The organism is Pseudomonas sp. ABC1, from assembly GCF_013395055.1.
Lineage (GTDB): Bacteria > Pseudomonadota > Gammaproteobacteria > Pseudomonadales > Pseudomonadaceae > Stutzerimonas.
This window is the reverse complement of sequence record NZ_CP058349.1, coordinates 2,000,241-2,023,633: the sequence shown is the minus strand read 5'-3', so window position 1 is coordinate 2,023,633 and position 23,393 is coordinate 2,000,241. Positions and strand designations below refer to the sequence as shown.

Below are 23,393 nucleotides of genomic sequence, written 5' to 3'. Positions count from 1 at the left end.
GCCTGTCCCTATGAACTATCGCCATGCCTTCCATGCCGGCAACCATGCCGACGTGCTCAAGCACCTTGTGCTGACCCGCCTGTTCGCCATGCTGGCGCGCAAGGACGCACCCTACGCTTACCTCGACAGCCATGCCGGTGTCGGCCTCTACGACCTGGCCGGCGACCAGGCCAATCGCACCGGGGAGTGGCTGCAAGGTATCGGCAGGCTGTGGCAGGCCGAAGACCTGCCGGCGGTGTTCGCGGACTATCTGGGTGCGATACGCCAGCTCAATACCGAGGGCGAATTGCGTTACTACCCCGGCTCGCCCGAGCTGGCGCGGCAACTGAGCCGCCCGCAGGATCGCCTGCACCTCAATGAAAAACACCCTGAGGACGGGCAACTGCTCAAGGACAACATGGCCGGCGACCGCCGCGTCGCGGTGCATCGTGGTGAAGGCTGGCATGTGCCCCGCGCACTGCTGCCGACCGAAGAGAAGCGTGTGGTCATGCTGATCGACCCGCCCTTCGAGCAGGCCGACGAACTGAGCCGTTGTGCCACGGCCCTGGAGGAAGCCATCGGGCGCATGCGTCAGGCCATCGTGGTGATCTGGTACCCGATCAAGTCGGAACGCCAGCTCAAGCGTTTCTACCAGGACCTGGCCCGCAGTGGCGCGCCCAAACTGCTGCGCGCCGAGCTCTATGTGCACCCCGCCGATGACGCCACGCGGCTGAACGGCTCGGGCCTGGCCATCAGCAACCCGCCCTGGGGGCTGGAGGACACCCTGCGCGAGGTGCTTCCCTGGCTGGCCGAACACCTGGCCCAGAGCCAGGGCGACTGGCGCCTGGACTGGTTGATCGAAGAGAACTGAGGCGCCGGCAAGCTACACGCGGCAAGTCGATAGGGGGTGCCCTGCGGTTGCCCGCAGGGACGAACGTAAGCCGCCTCTACACCCTGAACTGATTGATCAACCTGCGCTGTTGCTCGGCCAGTTGCGTCAGTTCACGGCTGGCCTGGCTGGCTTCGTCAGCGCCACCGGCAACCTCCGCTGCGACCTGGCCGATGGTGGTGACGTTGCGGTTGATGTCCTCGGCGACCGCGCTCTGCTCCTCGGCGGCACTGGCGATCTGCGTGTTCATGTCGTTGATCACGGACACCGCCTGGGTGATCGCCTCCAGCACCTGGGCCGCGTCGGTGGCCTGGCGCACGCTGTCGTTGGTGCGCTCCTGGCTGTGTTCCATGACCTGCACCACATCGCGCGTGCCGTTCTGCAACTGCTCGATCATGGTCTGAATTTCCGAGGTCGCCTGCTGCGTCTTCTGCGCCAGGTTGCGCACCTCGTCGGCCACCACCGCGAAGCCTCGGCCCTGCTCCCCGGCACGAGCCGCCTCGATGGCCGCGTTGAGCGCCAGCAGGTTGGTCTGCTCGGCGATGGCGCGGATGGAGGTGAGGATGGCGTTGATGTTCTCGCTGTCACGCGCCAGCGCCTGCACCACACCGACGGCGCGGGTGATTTCGCTGGCCAGTGCACTGATGGAGTCCGATGTGCTCTGCACCACGCGCTTGCCATCGTTGGCCGAGGCATCGGCATGGTTGGCCGCTTCGGCGGCGTGCGCGGCATTGCGCGCAACGTCCTGGGCGGTAGCGCTCATTTCCTGCACGGCAGTGGCGACCTGGTCGATCTCGGCCATCTGCTTCTGCACGCCCTGGTTGGTACGGATGGCGATGTGCGCGGTGTGTTCCGACGAGTCGCTGACTTGCTGCACGGAGCCGACCACATCGCGGATCATCGCTTGCAGCTTGTCGAGGAAGGTATTGAAGCCCCTGGCGATCTGCCCCAGTTCGTCGGGGCGGTCGACCTGCAGGCGCTTGGTCAGGTCGCCGTCGCCCCGTGCGATATCGTCGAGCATGGCCACCATCTGCCGCAGCGGGCGGGCGATGCCGTAGCCGACGAACCAGATGACCAGCAGGCCTGCGCCAGCGATCAGCAAGCCGACCAGGGTCATGCCGGCGATGTCGGTGTCGTGCTGGCTGCGCAGGGTGTTTTGCAGCGCATGCAGCTCGGCATAGACAGCGCTCTCCGGCAGTTGCATGACCAGTGTCCAGCGCGTCTGGGTATCGCCGATGGTGAAGGGCAGCAGCAGTTGCAGCAGGCCGCTGTCCTTGTCGCTGGAGAAATGTGGCTGGCCGCTTTGCAGGCGGCTCAGGTCACCCAGCTTGGGCAGGATCTGGGCGCTCGGCTCGCCGAGCTTGGAGGCATCCGCCGTATAGGCGACCAGGCGGCCATTGCTGGAGATCAGCGCCATGTTGCCGGCACCTTCGTAGAGCTGCCGATTGGCCTGGCCCAGCAGCTCCTGGATGAAGTCGACGGCGAGGTCGGCGCCGACGATGCCACGGAACTTGCCACCCACCAGCACCGGGACGTTGAAGGACGCCATCATGACCGTCTTGCCGCCCATCTCGTAGGGCGCGGGGTCGACGATGCAGGTCTTGCCGGTTTCCCTCGGGCACAGGTAGTACTCGCCGGCACGTACGCCAGTGGGTAGCAGCTTCTGGTTCTCCATGTCCGAGCCCAGTGGCTCCACCACCGGCTTTCCGTTCGCGTCGCGGAACCACCAGGGCATGAAACGCCCGGTTTCGTCATAACCGTTGGCGGTCTGCCCGGCGTAGGAGGCGTCGTCGTTATCGAAGGCGTTGGGCTCCCAGGCGATATAGGCGTCGATCAGCTTGGGGTTCTGCACCACGACGTTGCGCAGCATGGCCGAGAGGTCCTCGCGGCCACTGGCGATTCCCGGGGTGGCGGAGGCGTTGTCATCGCCGACCAGGGCGTTGATATGCGCCAGGTTCTGCGCGACACCCAGCGGAAACTCCAGCTCGCGCTGGATTTCGCTGACCTCGCGCTGGGCCAGGGTGACCAGGCGTTGCTCCAGTGTCTGTTCGAGCAGGGCGCGTGTGCTGTCCTGGACCACTTCCTGGGTGCGCGTGCCCGAAAACAGTGCATAGAGCACCAGTGCGATGACAACAGCCAGGACACTGGCGCCGGCCAGGGCCGCAACCGAAAACTGAATGGACTTGAAGCGCATGGGAGCTCCGGATTATCAGGACGTACCGGTTTATCGGTCGATGGCGATCAAAGCATTAGGGGGCTTGTCGGCGTTCTTTTGGGGGACCGCAGCCTGGTATATCAGACTTCGCTGAATGGCTCTATGCCAGCATTAACCGTGCCGTATCCTTTTACCAGGCAGTCGTTTGCAACGCTGGTTTCCATGCGCTGGCTTCTGCTAGGGTCCGTCCCCGTTGTATTCGTATTTCCGGATTCGCCAGGGATTGGGCCGCCGGCATCCTCTCCCTGTTCTGGAACACTTTTCCCCGATCACACATGAGGCATGCCATGCGCGACATCTTTTTCTTCGACACGATGATCACCCCGAAAATCATCACCTTCATCTACTGGCTCGGTCTGCTGGGCGTACTGCTGGGCGGTCTGGGTGCGATGTTCAGCGACAGCTTCTTCACCGGCCTCGGTGTGCTGGTGTTCGGGGCGATCGGTACGCGCATCTGGTGTGAGCTGCTGATCGTGCTGTTCAAGATCAACGAGAACCTGCAAAAGATCGCCAACCGCGAGTGATGGACGCATGGCCACCACCTTGGTGGCCATCGGGCGGGCTGCTATGCTCGCCGCCATGACTACTCGACTCCCCCTCAGCCTGATCCTGGCGGTCGCCGACAACGGTGTGATCGGGCGTGACAACGCCATGCCCTGGCACCTGCCAGCGGAACTCCAGTACTTCAAACGCATGACCCTCGGCAAGCCCGTGCTCATGGGCCGCAAGACCTGGGACTCCCTCGGTCGCCCATTGCCGGGCCGCCTCAACCTGGTCATCAGTCGCCAGCCCGGCCTGAGCCTGCAAGGTGCCGAATGCTTCGGCAGCCTGGAGGCAGCGTTGCCACGTGCCGAAGCCTGGGCGCTGGAGCAGGGCGCCAGTGAATTGATGGTGATCGGCGGTGCGCAACTGTTCGCCGACGCGCTGCCCAGCGCCAAACGTTTGTACCTCACGCGCGTGGCGCTGGAGCCGGAGGGCGATGTGTTCCTGCCGGAGTGGCGCGACGAGCGCTGGCGGCTTGTGTCCCGTGAGGAGCATGCCGCCGAGGAAGGCCGTCCGGCCTATGCTTGCGAGGTGTGGGAGCGCGACTGATGTAGGGTGCGCTGTGCGCACCTGTGTGGATCAGGGGCGCATGGCACCGCCGGTGACAGTCGTCAGGCTTTCGTCTGGGGCAGGAACCAGTTCAGCAGCAGTGCACAGATACCGCCGGTGGCGACTCCCGAGTTGAGTACGTCGCGCAGCGCGCCCGGCATATGCTCGAGGAACTCCGGCACCTGGGTCACGCCCAGTCCGAGCGCCAGCGACACTGCGATGATCAGCAGGGCGCGGCGGTCCAGCTCGATGCCGGCGAGGATATTGATGCCCGCCGCCGCCACCGCACCGAACATCACCATTGCCGCACCACCCAGGACCGGCTCCGGCACGGCCTGGATCACCCCGGCGACACCGGGGAACAGCCCCAGCACGATCAGCATGACGGCAATCCACAGGCCGATATGGCGGCTGGCGACGCCGGTCAACTGGATGACCCCGTTGTTCTGTGCGAACACCGAGCTGGGAAACGTGTTGAGTACACCGGCCAGCAGCGAATTGACGCCATTGACCAGCACGCCGCCCTTGATGCGTTGCATCCACTGCGGGCCTTCCACCGGCTGGCGGGAAATCTTGCTGGTGGCGGTGATGTCGCCGATCGCCTCCAGCGACGTCACCAGGTAGATCACCAGCATTGGAATGAACAGTGCCCAGGAGAAACCCAGGCCGAAATGCAGCGGCGTCGGCACCTGGAACAGTGGCGCCTCGTGCATGCCGGTGAAGTCCAGCCGTCCCAGCCAGGCCGCCAGTCCATAACCGACGCCCAGGGCGATGACGATGGCGCAACTGCGCACCCACACCAACGGGATTCGGTTGAGCAGGACGATCAGCCCCAGCACCGTGCCGGACAGCAACAGGTTCTCGCCATTGGCGAAGGTGCCTTGTGCCATCGCGCCGTAGCCGCCGCCCATGCTGATCAGGCCTACCTTGATCAGCGTCAGGCCGATCATCAGCACCACGATACCGGTCACCAGCGGGGTGATCAGTCGCTTGACGAAGGGCAGCACCCGCGACACGCCGATCTCGATGAAGGAGCCGGCGATCACCACACCGAAGATCGCCGCCATCACCGCTTCCACAGGCGTACCCTGGCTGACCATCAGGCTACCGCCCGCGATCAGCGGGCCGACGAAATTGAAACTGGTGCCCTGCACGATCAGCAGTCCTGCACCCAATGGCCCGAAGCGTCGGCATTGCACATAGGTGGCGATACCGGACACCACCAGCGACATCGACACGATCATGTTGGTATCGCGGGCAGACACGCCAAGCGCCTGGCAGATCAACAGCCCCGGCGTGACGATGGGGACGATGATCGCCAGCAGATGCTGCAGCGCGGCCAGCAGGGCGATCCACGGCCTTGGCCGGTCTTCCAGGCCATAGACCAGTTCGCCGGGCCGGGTATCGGTTGAAGTTGGCTGCGTCATCGGCAGGCTCCGGAAAAAGAGCGCAATTCTACGGAGGCTTGGCGTCTACCGCGAGTGCCAGGCTGCTGGAAACTCACAGAGAGGCCGTGGGAGTCGAGCAATACCTGTGGCGTAGAGGCCTCTGGTAGGTAATCGAATCAGGACTGGCGGAAAGGGCAAATCACAGGCAACAAAAAACCGGCTCAGAGGCCGGTTTTTTGGGGCTTTCAGGAAGTTTTGGCACCACCTGAAAAGAATCAGTGGTGCCCAGGGACGGAATCGAACCGCCGACACGGGGATTTTCAATCCCCTGCTCTACCGACTGAGCTACCTGGGCAACGGGGCGCTATTAGACGGATTTGGCTTTCGGCTGTCAAGCGTGATTCGGAAAAAATTTAGTCAGAACGGGTATTTAGGGTGCGTTCCGCTCATTCGCTGGGCGGAACGTAGCCTTCGGCCTGGGCGTATTCTTCGCCGGAGAGGAATTTGTCCATTTCTTCCTGGAGGAATTTGCGGTCGTCGGCGTTCATCATGTTCAGGCGGCGTTCGTTGATCAGCATGGTCTGGTGCTTCTGCCAGTCTTCCCAGGCTTTCTTCGAGACGTTGTTGTAGATGTCCTCGCCTTTCGCGCCCGGGTAGGGCGGACGCTCCAGGGCGGGCAGTTCTTCTTTGTATTTGCGGCAGTGGACGGTACGGGTCACGCGAATTCTCCTGCGTTCAGTTCTGCGGCGGCGCGCTTGAGCAGTTTTTTCACCGGCGCGGCCAGGCCCAGGCGCGGCGGAGTGGCGAGGTTATACCAGAGCCAGTCGGCCTCGGCCATGTTCGTGCCGTCCTGTTCGACCTCGACCAGCCAGGGTTCGATATCCAGCTGGAAGTGGCTGAAGGTGTGGACGAGCCCAGGCAGTGCGCGGCGTTCGCCGAGTGTCAGGGCGTGACGTTTGGCGAGCTCGCTGACGCCTTGCAGGTCGTCGAGTTCCGGCAGGCTCCAGAGGCCGCCCCAGAGGCCACTGGAGGGCCGGCGATAGAGCAGGATGGCGCCTTCGGCATTGGCCAGCAGCGGCATCAGGGTGCGCTTGCGCGGCAGGGTTTTGCGCGGCTTGGGAATCGGGTAGCGGCTTTCCAGGCCGAGCAGGTGCGCCTGGCAGCCGGGCTCCAGTGGGCAGATCAGGCAACTGGGCTTGCTGCGGGTACAGAGGGTGGCGCCCAGGTCCATCATGGCCTGGGTGTAGTGGTTGACGCGCGCCTGGGGCGTCAGTCGCTCTGCGACTTGCCACAACTGGCGTGCCACTGCCGGTTCGCCAGGATAGCCCTCCTGGGCGACGTAGCGCGCCAGTACGCGCTTTACGTTGCCATCGAGGATCGGTGCACGCAGGCCCATGCTCAGGCTGGCGATGGCGCCAGCGGTGGAGCGACCGATGCCGGGCAGCGCGGTCAGCGCCTCGACGTCGCGGGGGAATTCGCCACCGTGTTCGGCCATGACGATGCGTGCGGTCTTCTGCAGGTTGCGTGCACGGGTGTAGTAGCCGAGGCCGGTCCACAGGTGCAGCACTTCGTCTTCATCCGCCTCGGCCAGGGCGCGCACGTTCGGCAGTGCCGCCATGAAGCGGTCGAAGTAGCCGAGCACGGTGTTGACCTGGGTCTGTTGCAGCATGATTTCCGAGACCCAGACGCGGTAGGGCGTGATGCCTTGTTGCCAGGGCAGGTCCTTGCGGCCGTGCTGGTCGTACCAGTCCAGCACGGCGCTGGAGAATTGCTCGGGGCTCATCGTTTGAACAGGCCCTTGAGCGCGTCGCGGAGTTCCGGACTGACCTTGTCGCCGAGTTTTTCCTCGATCTTCTGGTTGAGTTTGTCGCCGGCCAGTTTGGCGGCGATCTTGCCCAGGCCGTCCTTGTCAAAGCGGCAGGCCTTGGCGCCCAGTTCCAGCGGCCCACGGCATTGCAGCGGCCATTCGAGTCCGACGTAGCGCTGGTTGACCTGGCAGGCGGGGTCGGGCATGGCGCTCTTGTCGCCTTCGATGACCAGGCCGATGCGGTAGTCGAGGGCGAGCACGCGCAGGTCCAGGTCGCCCTTGCCGCGCACGTCGAGGCCGGGGATGTTGACGTTCAGGTCGGGATTGCTGGCGACGCCATTGCGGATGTCCAGGTTGCCTTTGAGGGCGCGGAATGGCGTGTCCTGGCTGCGCGGATCGCTGCTCAACGATTTGCGGTTGAGGCTGGCGATGGCGCGGCACAGTTGCTGCTCCAGGTTGGCCTCGACCAGCACGCCGTTGTCGACCGCCATGGCCAGCTTGCCGTTGAGGTTGTCGATCCAGGCACGTTGGCTGTTGCCCTGGGTGGTCAGGTCGCCCTGCAGGTTGAGCAGGCCGCGCATCGGCAACTGCTGGCCCTGGCTTTGCAACAGGCGCTCGAGGGGAATGCGGCTGATGGCCGGGCTCAGGCTCAGTTGTGGCAGTGCCGGGCGCAGGTCGAGGCTGGCCTTGGCGTCGATACGGCCGTTGTAGAGTTCGCTGCGCAGTTCATCGAGGCGGGTCAGGCCGCCCTGGCTGGTGGCCTTGATCTGTACCTTGGCGAAGGGCAGTTGGCGCAGGGTGAGGCTGTCCAGTGTCAGTGCGAGGCGGGCATCGAGGTTGCGCAGGGCATCGATGGGCAGCACGCGTTCTTCGCTCCAGGCATGTTGCGTGGGCTTGTCCGGCAGCGGCGTGGTGCCGGCGCTACCGGCGGCGCGTACGGTGTCGTTGACTTGCTGCTGGCGTGCCGCACTGCCGGCCTTGCTGGCTTCGCTGGTGGGCGGCAGGTAGCGGTCGAGGTCGAGGGTGTCGCCCTTGAGTTCGACCAGCAGGGCCTGGCGCTTGAGGTCGCGGATGCCGAGGCGGCCATTGAAGGTACTGCCGTCGAGCTGCAGTTTCAGGTCTTCGAGGATCAGGCTGTTGTCGGTTCCGGTCAGGCGGGTGACCAGTTCGGCCTTGCCCAGCGCCTTGCTATCAGCCATGGCGGGCAGCGTCTGGCCGATGCCTTCGAGGAATTCGCGCAGGCTGAATTCGGCGATGGAGACGGCGCCATCCAGGCGTGGTTTGCCTTGCAGGTCGGTGATTTGCAGTTCACCCAGGCCGCGCAACTGGTTGGCGGTGAACTTGAGTCCCTTCCATTCGGCGGTCTGTGCCTGCAGGTCTGCCAACAACTGGCCCTGGGTACTGAAGGCGAGGGTCTTGCCCTGCAATGGCTCGCCGGAGGTTTCCCCGGAGAGGCGCAGGTCTTCGAGTTGGTAGCGCTGTTGGCGGGTGTCGAACGACAGCTTGCCTTGCAGTTCGGTGCGGGCGCGCATCACCGGCTTATTGCTGCCGAAGAAGGCGCTGAGGTTGACCGGGATGGCGCTGCCTTCGCGGATGGCGCCGGTCTTCAGTTCGATGCCTTCGGCGCTGAGCTGCTGGCCGCTGCGGGCATCGTGATAGCTGATGCGGGCATCGCTCACGTTGAGGCTGTCGATATCCAGCTTGAGTGCCTTGGCTGGCGTACTGGGGGTATTCGCGGTGGGCGTGTCCGAGGAGGCTGGTGCTTCTTCTGCAGTGGCGGTGGCGACAGTCTCATCGCGCTGTACGGGCTGGCCGATGCCTTGCCAGTTGCCCTGGCCTTTCTCGTTGATGTTCAGCGTCAGGTTCAGGCCGTTGATGGTGATGTCGCTCATTTCCACTTCGCGCCGCAGCAACGGCAGTACGCGCACCGAGAGGCCCAGCATGCGCAGTTCGGCGAGGGTCTGCTCGGGCGTGCGGCTGCTGGCGAGGGTGGTGTCGTGCAATTCCAGGCCCAGCCAGGGGAACAGGCTCCAGCCGATATCGCCATTGATGGCCAGTTCCAGCCCGGCCTTGTCGCGGGCGAGCTGACGGATCTGTTCCTTGTAGTCGTTGGGGTCGAACAGGTGGGTCAGGGCGAAGCCTAGAGCCACGAGGACCAGCAGCAGACCGAATACGAACAGCCCCAGTATTTTGCCGAATGCTTTCATGGGTGCTTCCTAGAGTGGTGCCAGTGTCAGTTGCATGCGCGTGGCCAGGGCCTGGGTTTCCAGCTGGTCGAGCGGTGCGCAGAGCCGCAGGGGTTTACCGGTTTCAGCAGCGTGACGCCGAGCTTCCTCGATGATCCGCCGGCCCACGCCACGCTGGCGTGTGATGCTGCGCACGCACAGGTGTGACAAGCGCCAGCCGCTTTCGTCCTCTTGCAGCATGGCGGCACCGAGCAGTCGGTCATTGAAGCGCCCGGCGATCAGATGGCCGCTGGCCAGGGCGCTTTCGATCAGGCTGTCGGCATCGGCGTAGGGGGGCAGCAGCCAGTCGGGAGCGTCCTGGTAGATGCGTGACAGGTCGAGGCGATCCTGCTCGCTGGGGGCGCTGACGGTTTCTACATGGACGGGCATGGCCTGGCTCCGCGATACGGGCCGGCCAGTGTAAACCCGGTGGATGCTCGCCGGTAGCCGCTTGCAGCCGGGCCGGCCTATAATGCCGGCCTTTTCCCGTTCGATTGTGTGGAGCTGGTGATGGCCGAACGTACGGCATTCGTCGAGCGCAATACCCTGGAGACCCAGGTCAAGGCGTCGATCAACCTGGATGGCACCGGTAAGGCGCAGTTCGCCATCGGCGTGCCCTTCCTTGAGCACATGCTCGACCAGATCGCCCGCCACGGGCTGATCGACCTGGATGTCGAGTGCAAGGGCGATCTGCATATCGACGACCACCACACCGTGGAAGATGTCGGTATCACCCTCGGCCAGGCGTTCGCCAAGGCGGTCGGCGACAAGAAGGGTATGACTCGCTACGGTCACAGCTATGTGCCGCTGGACGAAGCGCTGTCGCGGGTGGTGATCGACTTTTCCGGCCGTCCCGGCCTGGTGATGAACGTGCCTTACACTCGCGCCACCGTCGGCGGTTTCGACGTGGACCTGTTCCAGGAGTTCTTCCAAGGCTTCGTCAACCATGCCCAGGTCACGCTGCACATCGACAACCTGCGCGGCATCAATACCCACCACCAGATCGAGACGGTATTCAAGGCGTTCGGCCGTGCCCTGCGCATGGCGCTGGAGCTGGACCCGCGCATGGCCGGGCAGATGCCTTCCACCAAAGGTTGCCTGTAAATGCAGACTGTCGCCGTTATCGACTATGGCATGGGCAACCTGCATTCGGTGGCCAAGGCGCTGGAGCACGTCGGCGCCGGTCGTGTGCTGGTCAGCAGCGATACCCAGGTGATCCGCGAGGCCGACCGTGTGGTGTTCCCCGGTGTCGGTGCGATCCGCGATTGCATGGCAGAGATTCGTCGACTCGGTTTCGATGACCTGGTGCGCGAGGTCAGCCAGGATCGTCCCTTCCTCGGCATCTGTGTCGGCATGCAAGCGCTGATGGAGCACAGCGAGGAGAACGACGGGGTCGATGGCATCGGCCTGTTCCCTGGGCGGGTGCGTTTCTTTGGCCAGGACCTTGTCGAGGAGGGCGAGCGCCTGAAGGTGCCGCACATGGGTTGGAACGAGGTGCGCCAGAGCATCGACCACCCGCTGTGGCACAGCATTCCCGACCTGGCGCGTTTCTATTTCGTGCACAGCTACTACATCGAGGCGGGTAATCCGCGCCAGGTAGTCGGTCGTGGCCATTACGGCAAGGAGTTCGCCGCGGCGCTGGCCGAAGGGCCGCGTTTCGCCGTGCAGTTCCACCCGGAGAAAAGCCATTCCCATGGCCTGCAACTGCTGCAGAACTTCGCCGCCTGGGATGGTCGCTGGTAATGGCGAGGGCCAGGAACAAGGCGCCGGTCCTGACGCTGACGCCCGCCCAGGAAAGCGAGGCGACCGACAGGATCAAGCGCTTCATGGCCGAGCGTTTCGAGCTGGATATCGGCAGCTTCGAAGCCGCCGAGGTGCTTGAGCTGTTCGCGTGCGAGATCGCTCCGCATTACTACAACCGGGCGATCTCCGATGTGCAGGTGCACCTTAAAGACCGCTTCGAGAGCATCGAGAGCGACCTCTGGGCGATGGAAAAAAGCAACTGACGGCCCCGGGCCGCAAGACAAACGAATACGCACGCTGGTAGCTCGACGCTTGCCGCGTTTTTGACGAAGGAAACCCTATGCTGATCATCCCTGCGATCGACCTCAAAGACGGCGCCTGCGTGCGTTTGCGCCAAGGCCTGATGGACGATGCCACGGTCTTTTCCGATGACCCGGTGGCGATGGCCGCCAAGTGGGTCGAGGGCGGCTGCCGCCGTCTGCATCTGGTCGACCTCAACGGTGCCTTCGAAGGCCAGCCGGTCAACGGTGAGGTCGTGACCGCCATCGCCCGGCGTTATCCGAACCTGCCGATCCAGATCGGTGGCGGTATCCGCTCGCTGGAAACCATCGAGCACTATGTGAAGGCTGGCGTCAGCTACGTGATCATCGGCACCAAGGCGGTCAAGCAGCCTGAGTTCGTCGGTGAGGCCTGCCGTGCCTTCCCCGGCAAGGTGATCGTTGGCCTGGATGCCAAGGACGGTTTCGTCGCCACCGATGGCTGGGCGCAAGTGAGTACCGTGCAGGTCATCGACCTGGCCAAGCGTTTCGAGGCCGATGGCGTGTCCGCCATCGTCTACACCGATATCGCCAAGGACGGCATGATGCAGGGCTGCAACGTCGAAGCCACCGCTGCCCTGGCCAACGCCACGCGTATCCCGGTGATCGCTTCCGGCGGTATCCACAACCTGGGCGATATCCAGGCACTGCTGGATGCCCGTGCCCCCGGCATCATCGGCGCCATCACTGGCCGTGCCATCTACGAAGGCACGCTGGATGTGGCGCAAGCGCAGGTTCTCTGCGACAACTTCAAGGGCTGAGGCCGGCTGGGTCGACCGCATGGCGGCGTAACCCATCAATGGCGTTATCCGTTGGCGCAACGATGGGTATCGCTGCGCTCAACCCATCCTACGGAAGCACTGCTATGGCTCTGGCTAAACGCATCATCCCCTGCCTCGACGTCGACAATGGCCGTGTGGTCAAGGGCGTCAAGTTCGAGAATATCCGCGACGCCGGCGACCCGGTGGAAGTCGCCCGGCGCTACGATGAGCAGGGCGCCGACGAGATCACCTTCCTCGACATCACCGCCAGTGTCGATGGGCGCGATACCACCCTGCACACCGTCGAGCGCATGGCCAGCCAGGTGTTCATTCCGCTGACTGTCGGTGGAGGCGTGCGTACTGTGCAGGACATCCGCAACCTGCTGAATGCCGGCGCGGACAAGGTGTCGATCAACACGGCGGCGGTGTTCAATCCCGAGTTCGTCGGCGAAGCGGCGCAGCGGTTCGGTTCGCAATGCATTGTGGTCGCCATCGACGCCAAGAAGGTTTCTGCACCTGGCGAGACGCCGCGTTGGGAAATCTTCACCCACGGCGGACGCAAGCCGACGGGTCTGGATGCGGTGGCCTGGGCGCGCAAGATGCAGGAGCTGGGTGCCGGCGAAATATTGCTGACCAGCATGGACCAGGATGGCGTCAAGAGCGGTTATGACCTGGGTGTGACCCGTGCCATCAGCGAGACGGTGAGCATTCCGGTGATCGCCTCTGGCGGTGTCGGCAACCTGCAGCACCTGGCCGACGGCATCCTCGAAGGCAAGGCCGACGCGGTGCTGGCGGCAAGCATCTTCCACTTCGGCGAGTACACCGTGCCCGAGGCCAAGGCTTACATGGCCAGCCGCGGCATCGTCATGCGCTGAGTGCGGTCATCGGCTCTGGTGTTGCGGTACGAGTCAAATGCTGGTGGGGTGTAGGGCACGCCAACAATAGGCGTGCAGCTTGTTCAGATGCCCCTCGGGCGTCCGACAATCGCGTCGCTCAATCCGTCTTGCCCGGTGAAAAGACGTCTTCGATCCGGTTGGCAAACAGAATCCGCTCTGTCCACAACTCCAGTTCATCTTCCGCAGCCTGTTCCAGGCGCTGCTCCAGTGTCGCGGACAATGCGCCGAACTTGAGTGTCAGTTGCTTGCGCAAGGTGCTGATGCGACCTTCGCCTAGACCTTGCTCCAGGCCTTGCAGCAACCCCTGCTGGCGGCCTTGCTCGGTGTAGCGCTCAATGAAACCACTCATGCCACGTTCCTCCGTGGTGTATTGGCGTTCGAAATCCGCCCGTTCATTATTGGTCAGCCTGGCATAGATGTCGATGAAGTCCAGGTACTTGAGCTGCCGGTCGGGGTTCTGCTCCAGGGTGAGCAAACCGCGTACCGCGCTGGCATAGATGGCCAGTTTGAGTTCGGGTGGCCAGTGCATATTGGGCAGGTTCAGACGGGCGACCAGGTTGTCGCTTTCCAGATAGCGGGCCCCCTGCATGTCCGGCAACACGGCGCGGATATAGCGAAAGTGCAGGTAGTCATGGAGCTCGTTGCCCAAAACCAGATGGGCCTCCTGGCGATTGGCCTTGAGAAAGATCACCACCGGCACCACGCGCCGGGTGTCCATCAGTTCGGCTATTTCCAGGCAGTAGCGAGCCAGTTTATGGATGGAGAACTGCCGTGGCTCGGTCTGTTGCTCGATAACGAACAGCAGGGCTTCGCGCCGACCGTCCGGCCACTCCAGTAGCAGGGGAATGTCCAGCTCCAGAAAGCGGTCACTGAGGCGATCCTTCAGTTGCTCTTCGCGGATGGGTGTGAAGCGCGTCGAGGTATCCAGGTGCACGGCTTCTTGCGGTGCGAACAGCTGCAAGGCCTGCAATGGGTAGTCGAGGATCAGATTCTTGAAGTTCTGGTCATGGCTGACCGGGCCGGATATGTCCGTATCGTCTGGCATGGCGACTTCCTGTCGAGAAGTCGCCAGCATAGCCAGTGCTGCCCAGCCGCCAAGCCGAATGGTTCAGCAGTGTGGGCAGTGTCACGAAATTGCAGTGTCGAGTTGGATGCGACGGGTACCGCTGCGCTCGCCCCATCGCATCTGGTGCGATATCAGCGGTAGACCAGGCCGCCGTCGATCAGCGGCGACTGGCCGGTCATGTAGTCGGCGTCCGGGCCGGCCAGGTAGGAGACGAAGCCTGCCACGTCCTCGGGCGTTTGTGCCCGTCCCAGTGCGATGCCTTCGACGTACTTCTTGTAGGTCGCGCCCACCGGTGCGCCGGTGATATCGGCCATGCGCTGGTCGATGTCGACCCACATGTCGGTGCCGACCACGCCGGGGCAGTAGGCGTTGACGGTGATGCCGTCGCTGGCCAGTTCCTTGGCCGCCGCCTGGGTCAGGGCGCGTACGGCAAACTTGGTGGAGGAATACACGCCGAGCAGGGCGAAGCCGTCATGGCCGGCGATGGACGAGGCGTTGATGATCTTGCCGGGTTTCTTCAGAGCCTTGAGCTTCTTGGCGGCAGCCTGGATGCCCCACAGCACGCCCTGTACGTTGATCGCCTGGATGCGCTCGACCTCCGCTGGTGTCACCTCCAGCAGCGAGGCGACCTGGGAAATACCGGCGTTGTTGACGATGATGTCGAAGCCGCCCAGCTCGCGCTCGGCATGGTCAACGGCGGCGAACACCTGATCCTGCTTCGATACGTCAGCCACGAAGGTGGTGGCCTTGCGGCCCAGTGCGCGGATTTCCTCGGCGACTGCCTGGATGCCATCCGGCTTGACGTCGACCAGCGAGACATCGGCGCCATCCTTCGCCAGGCGCAGTGCGATGGCCTTGCCGATACCCTGTCCGGCGCCGGTAACCAGTACGACCTTGTTGGTGAGGCTCATGAATCATCTCCTGTGGGCTCATGTGATGACTGGATAGTGCCACGCTTTTTGGTCGTTTATATGGCACCAGAGCAATGAAAAGGTCGGTTCGAGCGTTCTAGGACGGGTTTCATGAGTGCCGTAGCGTGGTCAGCTGGCTTCGAGGTCGCGCCAGGTCAGGTAGACTCGCAGGTCGAACTCGAGCTGGTGGTAGTCGGGCAGCATGTGGCAGCAGAGCTGGTAGAAGGCCTTGTTGTGGTCGGCCTCACGCAAGTGTGCCAGCTCGTGCACCACGATCATCCTGAGGAATTCGGGTGCGGCGTCCTTGAACAGGGCGGCCACGCGGATTTCCTTCTTTGCCTTGAGCTTGCCGCCCTGCACGCGGGAGATCGCGGTGTGCAGGCCGAGGGCGCGGTGGGTCAGGTCGAGGCGGTTGTCGAACAGGACCTTGTCGATGCCCGGTGCGCTTTTCAGGTGGCGCTGTTTCAGCTCCGTCACATAGCCATAGAGCGCCCGGTCGTTCTGTATCGTGTGACGCTCGGGGTAGCGTTGTTGCAGGTATTCGCCCAGGCGTTGCCTGGCGATCAACTGACGCACCTGTTCCTGTAACTGTTCCGGGTAGGCTGCCAGGTATTTCAGGTCGCTCATCGTGGCGTCCTGTATAGCCCGTCCTTGCCATGGGCTGGCATGGCGCGGTTGGCGCGCAGGGCGATCATCTGCTCGATGTCGATCCAGTCGATGCCCTGTTCCTTCAGGCGCGGCAGTTCGCGTTCGAGTACGGCCAGGGTGGCGGCATGCGGATGGCCGATGACCACCGCCGTACCTTGCTTGCGCGCCAGTGCGATGGCGGCGCGCAGGCGCTCGGCGATGGCTTCTGGCGCCTGGTCGTTGTCCAGGAAGATATCCCGCGACAGGCTGGCGAGGCCGATCTCCTGTGCCGCGGCGGCGGCGCTGGTACGCGGGCTGGTGCGGCTGTCGAGAAAGAACAGGTGGCGCCGTTGCAAGTCCCGCATCAGCCAGCCCATGGCCTGTTGCTGCTCGGTCATGCGGCTGCCCATATGATTGTTGATGCCGCGCACATGGGGCACGGCTCGCAAGGCGGCATCCAGGCGTTGCTGCAATTGCTCGCGGGAGAGTTCGGGTCGCCAGGCGTAGGGGCCGCCCGCCGGGGCCATCGGCAGGTGCAGGATGACGGTCTTGCCGGCGGCCTCAGCCTGCCGTGCCAGGCTGGCGGCGTGGGGCGTGTCGGGCATGATCGCCAGCACCACCGGGCCAGGCAGTGCCAGCACACGCTGGTCGCGCTGCGGGTGCTGGCCAAGGTCGTCGATCACCAGCGTCAGCCGAGGCTGAGTACCCTGGGCGAGCGCCGACACTGCGCAGAGTGAAGCCAGCAGCAGTACGGCGAGGCGCATCGGCGACATCTATTGCCCGCGAGTGAGGTTGAGCCCTTTGAGCAGATTGAGCGCCTGGTTGAGTTGGTAGTCGTCGTCCTGCGGGCGTGGTGTCGTGTCGCTGGTGCCTTTGCGGCTGCCACTGGGGCGATCGGCCCCGCCGTTGCCATTGCCCAGGTGTCCGGCCAGGTCGGCCTCGCGGAAACCTTCGCCACCTTGCTCGCGGGTGACCTTGGCGCGTGCCACTTCGATGTCCGGCTCGATGCCCTGGGCCTGGATCGAACGGCCGCTCGGGGTGTAGTACAGCGCAGTGGTCAGTTTCAGGGCGCGGTCGTTGTTCAACGGCAGCACTGTCTGCACCGAACCCTTGCCGAAGCTGTCGGTGCCCATCAGCACGGCGCGCTTCTGGTCTTGCAGGGCGCCTGCGACGATTTCCGAGGCCGAGGCGCTGCCGCCATTGATCAGTACCACCAGCGGGATGCCTTCGCTGGCATCGGCCGGGTCGGCGGAGAAGCGCAGCTCGGAATTGGGAATGCGGCCCTTGGTGTAGACGATCAGGCCCTTGGTCAGGAAGTGGTCGGCGACTTCCACGGCGGCTTGCAGAACACCACCTGGGTTGTTGCGCAGGTCCAGCACCAGGCCGCTGAGTTTCTTGCCACCGTTGTCTTTCTTGAGCCGCGCCAAGGCCTTGCCGATCTCGTCGCCGGTGTTGATCTGGAACTGGGTGATGCGCAGGTAACCGTAGCCATCTTCCAGCAACTGGCTCTTGACGCTGCGGACCTTGATCACGGCGCGCTTGAGCTTGACCTCGAACGGCGTGCCGCCATCACGTACCAGCGACAGGGTGATGCTGCTGCCTGGCTTGCCGCGCATCTTCGACACGGCATCGAGCATCGACAGGCCCTTGGTTGGCTGGCCGTCGATCTTGACGATCAGGTCGCCGGCTTCGATGCCTGCCTTGGATGCTGGGGTGTCGTCGATGGGGGAGACGACCTTGATGAAACCGTCCTCGACACCGACCTCGATGCCCAGTCCGCCAAATTCACCGCTGGTGCTTTCCTGCAACTCGGCGAAGGCTTCCGGCTCCAGGTAGGCGGAGTGTGGGTCGAGGTTGCTGAGCATGCCCTTGATGGCGTTTTCCAGCAGGGTCTTGTCATCCACCGGCTCGACATAGGCCGCCTTGATGCGGTCCATCACTTCGGCGAAGGTGCGCAGTTCGTCCAGCGGCAGCGGTGCCTTGCCGGTCGCTCCGGCGACGCTCGGGTCTGGCGTCAGTTCGACTGGGGACGGCTGGGCCCAGCTGCCCTGCGTGCCCAGAGCGAGAGCCAGGGCGAGCATGGAAGGTTGAACGAAACGGCGCGGATGCAGCATGTCGAACTCCAGTAGTGAGAGGCGCACTATCCTTGGGCGCGGCACCATTGTGCGGGGTCGCTCGGGCGCCCCTGCTGGCGAATGGCGAAGTACAGCGCGGCCGTGTCCTGGCCGCCACTGTTTCCAACGGTCGCGATGGGGTCGCCGGCCTTGACGATATCGCCGGCATTGCGCAGCAGGCTCTGGTTATGGCCATAGAGGCTCAGGTAGCCATTGCCGTGATCGAGGATCACCAGCAGGCCAGAACCGCGCAGCCAGTCGGCGAACACCACGCGCCCGCCATGTACCGCGCGGACCTGAGTGCCTGCCGACGCGCCGATCAGCACCCCATCCCATTTGGTTCGAGCGTCGCCGCCGCGAGGAGTGCCGTAACGGGCGACCAAACGCCCATCGACCGGCCAGGGCAGCTTGCCCTTGCCCTGGGCGAACGGGCCGCCGAAATTGCTGCCGGCGCTCGATACAAGGGGGCCGCTGGACGTGCCGCCAGTCGGGCGCCGGGATTCCTGCTCGCGCGCCAGGGCGAGTGCCCGCTGCCGAGCTTCTTCGGCTTCGCGTGCCTGGCGGGCGAGGGTTTCTTCGATGGTCTTGAGCACGCGCTGGAATTGCGCCTGCTCCTGTTGGCGGGCCTGTAGCTTCTGTTCGCGGTTTCTGTGGTCGCGGCTCAGGCTGGCAAGTACTTGCTGGCGCTCCTGGCGCACCTTGGCCAACTGGGTGCGGCGCTGTATCAGACCATCCTGTTGTTCCGCCAGGCTGCTGCGCTGGGTTTCGATGCTCGACTCGACGTTATTCAACTGACGCAGGGTTTCGTTGACGGCGTCGAGCTGCTCGAAGCGGGCCTTGTTCAGGTAGTCGTAGTAGGTCAGGGTGCGGCTGAATTTTTCGGGGTTCTGCTGGTTCAGCAGCAGTTTCAGGTATTCCTGGCGACCGCTCTGGTAGGCGGCGCGCGCCTGGATCGCGATCAATCGTTGCTGTTCGAGCCTGGCGCCTTCGAGGGTGGTCTTCTCCTCGTTCAGGCGTTGTAGCTCCGCTTCGCTGCGGTCGATTTCCTGTTGCAGGTCATCGACCTGTTTTTCCAGTTGGCCCATCTCGCTTTCGGTGGCCTTCAACTGTTTCTGGGCGGCCGACTTCTCTTGCTCGATCCGTTGCAGCAGCTTTTGCAGCTCGGCGACGTCCTTGCGTGCCGCTTCGATCTGTTGGCGGGTTTCGGCGCGCTCGTCGGCCACGGCAGTACCGAACATGCAGAAAAGCGTGAGCAGAAGGGCTGTGCGAGTCATGGGGCGGGCGTTACCGGCAAGACGGGGAGACAGGCGCTAGTATGCCTAAAAAGCAGCTGCAAGCGGCAAGAAAGCGCCCGTGTTTGACGAGGCGCTTTCTTGCCGATCCTAATCGGGCTTGCAGCCTGTCGTTTATTGCAGCTCGACGATCGAGGTCCCCGTCATTTCCTTGGGAATCGGCATGCCCAGCAGGGTCAGCAGGGTCGGCGCCACGTCAGCCAGCACGCCGCCTTCACGGATACGCAGGTTGCGCTTGCCAATGTAGATGAAGGGGACGGGCTCGCAGGTGTGTGCGGTGTGTGCCTGGCCGGTGCACTCGTCTTCCATTTTCTCGACATTGCCGTGATCGGCGGTCAGCAGGGCTTCGCCACCGACCTTGGCCAACGCCTCGGTGATGCGGCCCACGCATTGGTCCAGGCACTCCACCGCAGCCACTGCCGCTGCGAATACGCCGGTATGGCCGACCATGTCGCCGTTGGCGTAGTTGACGATGATCACGTCATAACGCTGCTGTTCGATGGCTTCGACGATACGGTCGGTGACTTGCGGCGCGTTCATCTGTGGTTGCAGGTCATAGGTGGCGACGTTCGGCGATGGGATGAGGATGCGCTCCTCGCCCTCGAAGGGGTCTTCGCGGCCACCGGAAAAGAAGAAGGTGACGTGGGCGTATTTCTCGGTTTCGGCGATGCGCAACTGGGTCTTGCCGTTGTTGGCCAGGTATTCGCCGAGCACGTTGGTCAGCGGTTCCGGCTTGAAGGCACTGGGGGCGTCGATGCTGGTGGCGTACTGGGTCAGCATGACGTAGTCGGACAGTTGCGGTACGCGCTTGCGCTCGAAGCCGTTGAAGCCGTCTTCGACGAAGGCGCGGCTCAGTTCGCGGGCGCGGTCGGCGCGGAAGTTCATGAACACCACGGCGTCGCCATCTTCGACGTGCACGGCTTCGCCAATGCGCGTGGCCTTGACGAATTCGTCGCTTTCGTCGCGTGCGTAGGCGGCTTGCAGGCCTTCCTGGGCGGTGGCGGCGCTGAACTGCGCTGTGCTGTCGACGATCAGCTCGTAGGCCTGCTGCACCCGGTCCCAGCGGTTGTCGCGGTCCATGGCGAAGTAGCGACCGATCAGGCTGGCGATGCGGCCACGTCCCAGGCGTGCGAAGGTGGCGTCAAGCAGTTCGATGGAGCCCTGGGCGCTGCGCGGCGGCGTATCGCGGCCGTCGAGGAAGGCGTGCAGGTAGATTTTCTCGGCGCCACGGCGGGCGGCCAGTTCGGCCATCGCCGCCAGGTGGTCCTGGTGACTGTGTACACCGCCGTCGGAGAGCAGGCCGAGGATGTGCACGGCCTTGCCGGCGCTGACGGCCTTGTCCACTGCGCCGGCGAGGGCGGGGTTCTCGAAGAAGTCGCCGTCACGGATGGATTTGGTCACGCGGGTGAAGTCCTGGTACACCACGCGCCCGGCGCCCAGGTTCATGTGGCCGACCTCGGAGTTGCCCATCTGTCCGTCCGGCAGGCCGACGTCCATCCCGCTGCCGGAGATCAGACCATGCGGCTGGGTGGCCAGCAGGTGGTCGTAGACCGGCGTATTAGCGGAATGAATCGCATTGTAATCGGGGCTGTCGCTGTGCCCGAAGCCATCGAGAATGATCAGTACCAGGGGTTTGGGCGCAGCGGGCATGGTCTGGCTCCTTGCGAGGGGTCCGGAAAAAAGGTGCCCAGTCTACTGACTGTCCGCCTTAACGTCACTGTCCGCCAGGGTTCAGCCCGCTGTGGGGGCTGTGTATACTGGCCCGCATTTTATTTTCCGAGTAGCCGTCGATGTTCGCAAACCTGATTGAATTCGTGTCCAACCACTATGTGCTCAGCTCGTTGTTCATCGTGCTGCTGGCGCTGTTGCTGCTCAATGAAACCCGCAAGGGTGGCAAGAACCTGAGCAGCCGTGAGTTGACCACACTGGTCAATGGCGGCCAGGGCGTGGTGCTGGATGTGCGCGCCAAGAAGGAGTTCGATGCCGGGCATATCGTCGATGCGCTGAACATTCCTTATGACAAGCTGGCCAGCCGCACCAAGGAGCTGGAGAAGCACAAGGGCAAGACCATTGTCGTGGTCGATGCCGTGGGCCAGCACTCCGGCACCGTCTGCCGCGAGTTGAAGAAGGCCGGCTTCGATGTGGGTCGACTGGCGGGTGGCATTGCCAGCTGGCGCGGCGACAACCTGCCGGTGGTCAAGTAAGCATGGCCGAGGTCGTCATCTATAGCTCCGCATGGTGCCCCTATTGCATTCGGGCCAAGGCGTTGCTCGACAGCAAGGGCGTGGCCTACGAGGAAATCTCCGTGGATGGCAAGCCTGACGTGCGGGCCGAGATGGCCAGCAAGGCGGGCCGTTCCTCGGTGCCGCAAATCTGGATAGGCGACCGTCATGTCGGTGGTTGCGATGAACTTCATGCTCTCGAGCGGGCTGGTCGACTGGACGAACTGCTCGGGGCCTGATCTGCCTGTCGGCGCTGAGCATGGCCTCTGGCGCCGTGCCTGTCGGTCGACGTATACCAACACTGTTGTGCACACAGGAAGGCGTCAAGATGACTGAACAAACCAATGGTGCTGCAGCCCAGGGCGAAGCAGCCGCTCAATTCTCCCTGCAGCGTATCTACGTCAAGGACCTGTCCTTCGAGGCGCCGAAAAGCCCCGAGATCTTCCGTCAGGAATGGCAGCCGAACGTTTCCCTGGACCTCAATACCCGGCAGAAAACCCTGTCCGAAGACTTCTTCGAAGTGGTACTGACCCTGTCGGTCACCGTGAAGACGGGTGAGGACGTGGCTTTCATCGCCGAAGTGCAGCAGGCCGGTATCTTCCTGATCAAAGGTCTGGAAGCACAGTCCATGAGCCACACGCTGGGTGCCTTCTGCCCGAATATCCTGTTCCCTTACGCGCGTGAGGCTCTGGATAACCTGGTGACCCGTGGTTCCTTCCCGGCCCTTATGCTGGCGCCGGTCAACTTCGACGCGCTCTATGCCCAGGAGCTGGCACGCCTGCAGCAGGCTGGCGAAGCTGCCAGCCAGTCGCAACACTGAGTGCCGGTCGCATGGGGCGCCGGTCATGCCGAGCCCCGTGCGCGGGTTTACGATCTTGAGGAATGTCGCCTTGAAACCCTTGCTCCTGTTGTTGATTGCCCTTCTTTCCGCTCCGGCCATCGCCGCCGAGCAGGCTGCCGAGGTACCCAAGACCATTTACTTCAGCCTCTTTCCCGCGCTGGTGGGTAACTATGGTTCGGGCGAGCGTCTGCGTTTCTACAAGGCCGATGTTTCCTTGCGGGTCACCGATGCGGCCGCCGAGGAGCGCGTCAAGCACCACGAACCTTTGATTCGCAATCAGCTGGTTCTGCTTTTCTCTCAGCAGACCGAGGAAAGCATGCAAAGCGTGGAGGCCAAGGAAGCGCTGCGTCTTGAAGCCTTGCGCCAAGTCCAGTCCGTATTGGCTCAGGAAGAGGGGCGGCCCCTGGTCAGCGACTTGCTGTTCAATAATTTGATCGTCCAGTAGCAAGCTCGACGATCCGTTGCCATTGCCCGGCAGTCACGGGCATCACCGATAGGCGACTGCCTTTCTTGAGCAAGGGCATCTCGCTCAGCGCGTCTTCTTCCCTCAGGCGTGCCAGCGGTATGACCTGTGGGAAACACTCCACGAATTCGACATCGACCGCGCTCCAGGGGTTTGCCTGGGGTGTCGCCCTGGCGTCGTGATAAGGGCTCTGCGGGTCAATGGCCGTCGGGTCGGGGTAGGCACTGGCGGCGATCCGGGCGATTCCGGCTGCGCCTGGCAGTGCACAGCTCGAGTGGTAGAAAAGGAACAGGTCACCTTCCTGCATGTCGCGCAGGTAGTTGCGTGCCTGGTAGTTGCGTACGCCGTCCCAGCGGGCGCGTCGGTCTTTTTCGAGTGCCTCGATGGAAAGCTCGTCGGGTTCGGATTTCATCAGCCAGAAATACATAGGTTGCTCTCGGTCAGTCATTCGCCAATCGAGTGGCGCCAGGAATTGAACTGTTTGCGTAGATGGAAGAGAATCATGGATGATTCCAAAAGGCTATCACTGTCTTGTCTGGTCATTG

The 23,393-nt window shown here is 63.4% G+C and carries 26 protein-coding genes and 1 tRNA gene; 12 read left to right on the top strand and 15 right to left on the bottom strand.

Translation table 11 applies throughout. The features are described from left to right. Positions 1–10: 10 nt before the first annotated feature. Complete coding sequence (locus HW090_RS08915; protein WP_179113186.1) at positions 11–850, top strand: 23S rRNA (adenine(2030)-N(6))-methyltransferase RlmJ; 840 nt, start codon at positions 11–13, stop codon at positions 848–850. Positions 851–926: 76 nt separating this feature from the next. Here HW090_RS08915 and HW090_RS08910 read toward each other — a convergent pair whose 3' ends face one another. Continuing rightward, positions 927–3,062: a methyl-accepting chemotaxis protein gene (locus HW090_RS08910; RefSeq protein WP_179113185.1), complete on the bottom strand. Its 2,136-nt coding sequence runs from the start codon at positions 3,060–3,062 to the stop codon at positions 927–929. Between the two features lie 308 nt (positions 3,063–3,370). Here HW090_RS08910 and HW090_RS08905 point away from each other — a divergent pair, with 308 nt between their 5' ends. Continuing rightward, a complete protein-coding gene (locus tag HW090_RS08905; RefSeq protein WP_179113184.1) occupies positions 3,371–3,607 on the top strand; it encodes a DUF4282 domain-containing protein in 237 nt (78 codons plus the stop codon). A 43-nt stretch (positions 3,608–3,650) separates the two neighbouring features. Continuing rightward, on the top strand, positions 3,651–4,175 hold the full coding sequence (locus tag HW090_RS08900) for a dihydrofolate reductase (RefSeq protein WP_179114869.1): 525 nt from the start codon (positions 3,651–3,653) through the stop codon (positions 4,173–4,175). A gap of 62 nt (positions 4,176–4,237) precedes the next feature. Here HW090_RS08900 and HW090_RS08895 read toward each other — a convergent pair whose 3' ends face one another. The 6 genes from HW090_RS08895 to HW090_RS08870 form a co-directional block, all read right to left on the bottom strand. After that, positions 4,238–5,602 (bottom strand): nucleobase:cation symporter-2 family protein, encoded by a 1,365-nt coding sequence (locus tag HW090_RS08895; RefSeq protein WP_179113183.1) that lies wholly within the window; start codon positions 5,600–5,602, stop codon positions 4,238–4,240. 240 nt (positions 5,603–5,842) lie between these two features. Further along, positions 5,843–5,918 (bottom strand) — tRNA-Phe (locus tag HW090_RS08890). Positions 5,919–6,009: 91 nt separating this feature from the next. Next, entirely contained in the window at positions 6,010–6,282 is a 273-nt protein-coding gene (locus HW090_RS08885) for an oxidative damage protection protein (protein ID WP_179113182.1), read from the bottom strand. Beyond that, the gene (gene mutY, locus HW090_RS08880; protein ID WP_179113181.1) at positions 6,279–7,346 is read right to left on the bottom strand and encodes an A/G-specific adenine glycosylase; all 1,068 of its coding nucleotides are present in this window, start codon (positions 7,344–7,346) and stop codon (positions 6,279–6,281) included. The genes HW090_RS08885 and mutY overlap by 4 nt, the downstream gene beginning before the upstream one ends. Next, positions 7,343–9,577 carry an AsmA family protein gene (locus HW090_RS08875; RefSeq protein ID WP_179113180.1) on the bottom strand — a complete coding sequence of 745 codons (2,235 nt, stop codon included), beginning with the start codon at positions 9,575–9,577 and terminating at the stop codon, positions 7,343–7,345. Before HW090_RS08875 ends, mutY begins: the two co-directional genes overlap by 4 nt. Positions 9,578–9,586: 9 nt before the next feature. Then, entirely contained in the window at positions 9,587–9,985 is a 399-nt protein-coding gene (locus tag HW090_RS08870; protein WP_179113179.1) for an acetyl-CoA sensor PanZ family protein, read from the bottom strand. Between the two features lie 120 nt (positions 9,986–10,105). Between HW090_RS08870 and hisB the strand changes: the two genes are divergently transcribed. The 5 genes from hisB to hisF all read left to right on the top strand — a co-directional run bounded on the left by hisB (position 10,106) and on the right by hisF (position 13,291). Further along, entirely contained in the window at positions 10,106–10,699 is a 594-nt protein-coding gene (gene hisB / locus HW090_RS08865) for an imidazoleglycerol-phosphate dehydratase HisB (RefSeq protein WP_179113178.1), read from the top strand. Beyond that, positions 10,700–11,338 (top strand): imidazole glycerol phosphate synthase subunit HisH, encoded by a 639-nt coding sequence (gene hisH, locus HW090_RS08860; protein ID WP_179113177.1) that lies wholly within the window; start codon positions 10,700–10,702, stop codon positions 11,336–11,338. Further along, positions 11,338–11,601 (top strand): DUF2164 domain-containing protein, encoded by a 264-nt coding sequence (locus HW090_RS08855; RefSeq protein WP_179113176.1) that lies wholly within the window; start codon positions 11,338–11,340, stop codon positions 11,599–11,601. Before hisH ends, HW090_RS08855 begins: the two co-directional genes overlap by 1 nt. Positions 11,602–11,678: 77 nt before the next feature. Continuing rightward, the gene (gene hisA / locus HW090_RS08850) at positions 11,679–12,416 is read left to right on the top strand and encodes a 1-(5-phosphoribosyl)-5-[(5-phosphoribosylamino)methylideneamino]imidazole-4-carboxamide isomerase (RefSeq protein WP_179113175.1); all 738 of its coding nucleotides are present in this window, start codon (positions 11,679–11,681) and stop codon (positions 12,414–12,416) included. 104 nt (positions 12,417–12,520) lie between these two features. Next, positions 12,521–13,291: an imidazole glycerol phosphate synthase subunit HisF gene (hisF, locus tag HW090_RS08845; RefSeq protein ID WP_179113174.1), complete on the top strand. Its 771-nt coding sequence runs from the start codon at positions 12,521–12,523 to the stop codon at positions 13,289–13,291. A gap of 118 nt (positions 13,292–13,409) precedes the next feature. Here hisF and HW090_RS08840 read toward each other — a convergent pair whose 3' ends face one another. The 7 genes from HW090_RS08840 to gpmI all read right to left on the bottom strand — a co-directional run bounded on the left by HW090_RS08840 (position 13,410) and on the right by gpmI (position 20,972). Continuing rightward, complete coding sequence (locus HW090_RS08840; protein ID WP_179113173.1) at positions 13,410–14,357, bottom strand: hypothetical protein; 948 nt, start codon at positions 14,355–14,357, stop codon at positions 13,410–13,412. Positions 14,358–14,509: 152 nt separating this feature from the next. Continuing rightward, positions 14,510–15,289: an acetoin reductase gene (locus HW090_RS08835; RefSeq protein ID WP_179113172.1), complete on the bottom strand. Its 780-nt coding sequence runs from the start codon at positions 15,287–15,289 to the stop codon at positions 14,510–14,512. 129 nt (positions 15,290–15,418) lie between these two features. After that, on the bottom strand, positions 15,419–15,916 hold the full coding sequence (locus HW090_RS08830; protein WP_179113171.1) for a M48 family metallopeptidase: 498 nt from the start codon (positions 15,914–15,916) through the stop codon (positions 15,419–15,421). After that, positions 15,913–16,680: a divergent polysaccharide deacetylase family protein gene (locus tag HW090_RS08825; RefSeq protein ID WP_179113170.1), complete on the bottom strand. Its 768-nt coding sequence runs from the start codon at positions 16,678–16,680 to the stop codon at positions 15,913–15,915. Before HW090_RS08825 ends, HW090_RS08830 begins: the two co-directional genes overlap by 4 nt. A 9-nt stretch (positions 16,681–16,689) precedes the next feature. Continuing rightward, entirely contained in the window at positions 16,690–18,030 is a 1,341-nt protein-coding gene (locus HW090_RS08820; RefSeq protein ID WP_179113169.1) for a S41 family peptidase, read from the bottom strand. A gap of 26 nt (positions 18,031–18,056) precedes the next feature. Further along, entirely contained in the window at positions 18,057–19,304 is a 1,248-nt protein-coding gene (locus HW090_RS08815; protein WP_179113168.1) for a murein hydrolase activator EnvC, read from the bottom strand. A 132-nt stretch (positions 19,305–19,436) separates the two neighbouring features. After that, positions 19,437–20,972, bottom strand: coding sequence for a 2,3-bisphosphoglycerate-independent phosphoglycerate mutase (gpmI, locus tag HW090_RS08810; RefSeq protein WP_179113167.1), 1,536 nt, complete (start codon positions 20,970–20,972; stop codon positions 19,437–19,439). A 140-nt stretch (positions 20,973–21,112) separates the two neighbouring features. On the opposite strand from gpmI, the gene HW090_RS08805 reads away from it, so the two are divergent. From HW090_RS08805 to HW090_RS08790, 4 genes are all read left to right on the top strand, one after another. Beyond that, the gene (locus tag HW090_RS08805; protein WP_179113166.1) at positions 21,113–21,526 is read left to right on the top strand and encodes a rhodanese-like domain-containing protein; all 414 of its coding nucleotides are present in this window, start codon (positions 21,113–21,115) and stop codon (positions 21,524–21,526) included. Positions 21,527–21,528: 2 nt separating this feature from the next. Further along, complete coding sequence (grxC, locus tag HW090_RS08800) at positions 21,529–21,783, top strand: glutaredoxin 3 (protein WP_179113165.1); 255 nt, start codon at positions 21,529–21,531, stop codon at positions 21,781–21,783. A gap of 89 nt (positions 21,784–21,872) precedes the next feature. Continuing rightward, positions 21,873–22,364 (top strand): protein-export chaperone SecB, encoded by a 492-nt coding sequence (gene secB / locus HW090_RS08795; protein ID WP_179113164.1) that lies wholly within the window; start codon positions 21,873–21,875, stop codon positions 22,362–22,364. A 25-nt stretch (positions 22,365–22,389) separates the two neighbouring features. Continuing rightward, a complete protein-coding gene (locus tag HW090_RS08790; protein ID WP_179113163.1) occupies positions 22,390–22,830 on the top strand; it encodes a flagellar basal body-associated FliL family protein in 441 nt (146 codons plus the stop codon). Here HW090_RS08790 and HW090_RS08785 read toward each other — a convergent pair. Further along, on the bottom strand, positions 22,808–23,275 hold the full coding sequence (locus tag HW090_RS08785) for an EVE domain-containing protein (protein ID WP_179113162.1): 468 nt from the start codon (positions 23,273–23,275) through the stop codon (positions 22,808–22,810). The genes HW090_RS08790 and HW090_RS08785 overlap by 23 nt on opposite strands. Positions 23,276–23,393: the final 118 nt, after the last annotated feature.

Bases quoted from the DNA above. Each gene is read 5' to 3' on its own strand.
- HW090_RS08840 (WP_179113173.1), bottom strand. From the start codon at position 14,357: ATGCCAGACGATACGGACATATCCGGCCCGGTCAGCCATGACCAGAAC.
- hisB (WP_179113178.1), top strand. From the start codon at position 10,106: ATGGCCGAACGTACGGCATTCGTCGAGCGCAATACCCTGGAGACCCAG.
- HW090_RS08820 (WP_179113169.1), bottom strand. From the start codon at position 18,030: ATGCTGCATCCGCGCCGTTTCGTTCAACCTTCCATGCTCGCCCTGGCT.
- HW090_RS08835 (WP_179113172.1), bottom strand. From the start codon at position 15,289: ATGAGCCTCACCAACAAGGTCGTACTGGTTACCGGCGCCGGACAGGGT.
- HW090_RS08915 (WP_179113186.1), top strand. From the start codon at position 11: ATGAACTATCGCCATGCCTTCCATGCCGGCAACCATGCCGACGTGCTC.
- HW090_RS08910 (WP_179113185.1), bottom strand. From the start codon at position 3,062: ATGCGCTTCAAGTCCATTCAGTTTTCGGTTGCGGCCCTGGCCGGCGCC.
- grxC (WP_179113165.1), top strand. From the start codon at position 21,529: ATGGCCGAGGTCGTCATCTATAGCTCCGCATGGTGCCCCTATTGCATT.
- HW090_RS08790 (WP_179113163.1), top strand. From the start codon at position 22,390: ATGCCGAGCCCCGTGCGCGGGTTTACGATCTTGAGGAATGTCGCCTTG.
- hisF (WP_179113174.1), top strand. From the start codon at position 12,521: ATGGCTCTGGCTAAACGCATCATCCCCTGCCTCGACGTCGACAATGGC.
- HW090_RS08900 (WP_179114869.1), top strand. From the start codon at position 3,651: ATGCTCGCCGCCATGACTACTCGACTCCCCCTCAGCCTGATCCTGGCG.
- HW090_RS08825 (WP_179113170.1), bottom strand. From the start codon at position 16,680: ATGCGCCTCGCCGTACTGCTGCTGGCTTCACTCTGCGCAGTGTCGGCG.
- hisH (WP_179113177.1), top strand. From the start codon at position 10,700: ATGCAGACTGTCGCCGTTATCGACTATGGCATGGGCAACCTGCATTCG.
- HW090_RS08815 (WP_179113168.1), bottom strand. From the start codon at position 19,304: ATGACTCGCACAGCCCTTCTGCTCACGCTTTTCTGCATGTTCGGTACT.
- HW090_RS08785 (WP_179113162.1), bottom strand. From the start codon at position 23,275: ATGTATTTCTGGCTGATGAAATCCGAACCCGACGAGCTTTCCATCGAG.
- HW090_RS08870 (WP_179113179.1), bottom strand. From the start codon at position 9,985: ATGCCCGTCCATGTAGAAACCGTCAGCGCCCCCAGCGAGCAGGATCGC.
- gpmI (WP_179113167.1), bottom strand. From the start codon at position 20,972: ATGCCCGCTGCGCCCAAACCCCTGGTACTGATCATTCTCGATGGCTTC.
- HW090_RS08830 (WP_179113171.1), bottom strand. From the start codon at position 15,916: ATGAGCGACCTGAAATACCTGGCAGCCTACCCGGAACAGTTACAGGAA.
- HW090_RS08805 (WP_179113166.1), top strand. From the start codon at position 21,113: ATGTTCGCAAACCTGATTGAATTCGTGTCCAACCACTATGTGCTCAGC.
- hisA (WP_179113175.1), top strand. From the start codon at position 11,679: ATGCTGATCATCCCTGCGATCGACCTCAAAGACGGCGCCTGCGTGCGT.
- HW090_RS08875 (WP_179113180.1), bottom strand. From the start codon at position 9,577: ATGAAAGCATTCGGCAAAATACTGGGGCTGTTCGTATTCGGTCTGCTG.
- mutY (WP_179113181.1), bottom strand. From the start codon at position 7,346: ATGAGCCCCGAGCAATTCTCCAGCGCCGTGCTGGACTGGTACGACCAG.
- HW090_RS08855 (WP_179113176.1), top strand. From the start codon at position 11,338: ATGGCGAGGGCCAGGAACAAGGCGCCGGTCCTGACGCTGACGCCCGCC.
- secB (WP_179113164.1), top strand. From the start codon at position 21,873: ATGACTGAACAAACCAATGGTGCTGCAGCCCAGGGCGAAGCAGCCGCT.
- HW090_RS08905 (WP_179113184.1), top strand. From the start codon at position 3,371: ATGCGCGACATCTTTTTCTTCGACACGATGATCACCCCGAAAATCATC.
- HW090_RS08895 (WP_179113183.1), bottom strand. From the start codon at position 5,602: ATGACGCAGCCAACTTCAACCGATACCCGGCCCGGCGAACTGGTCTAT.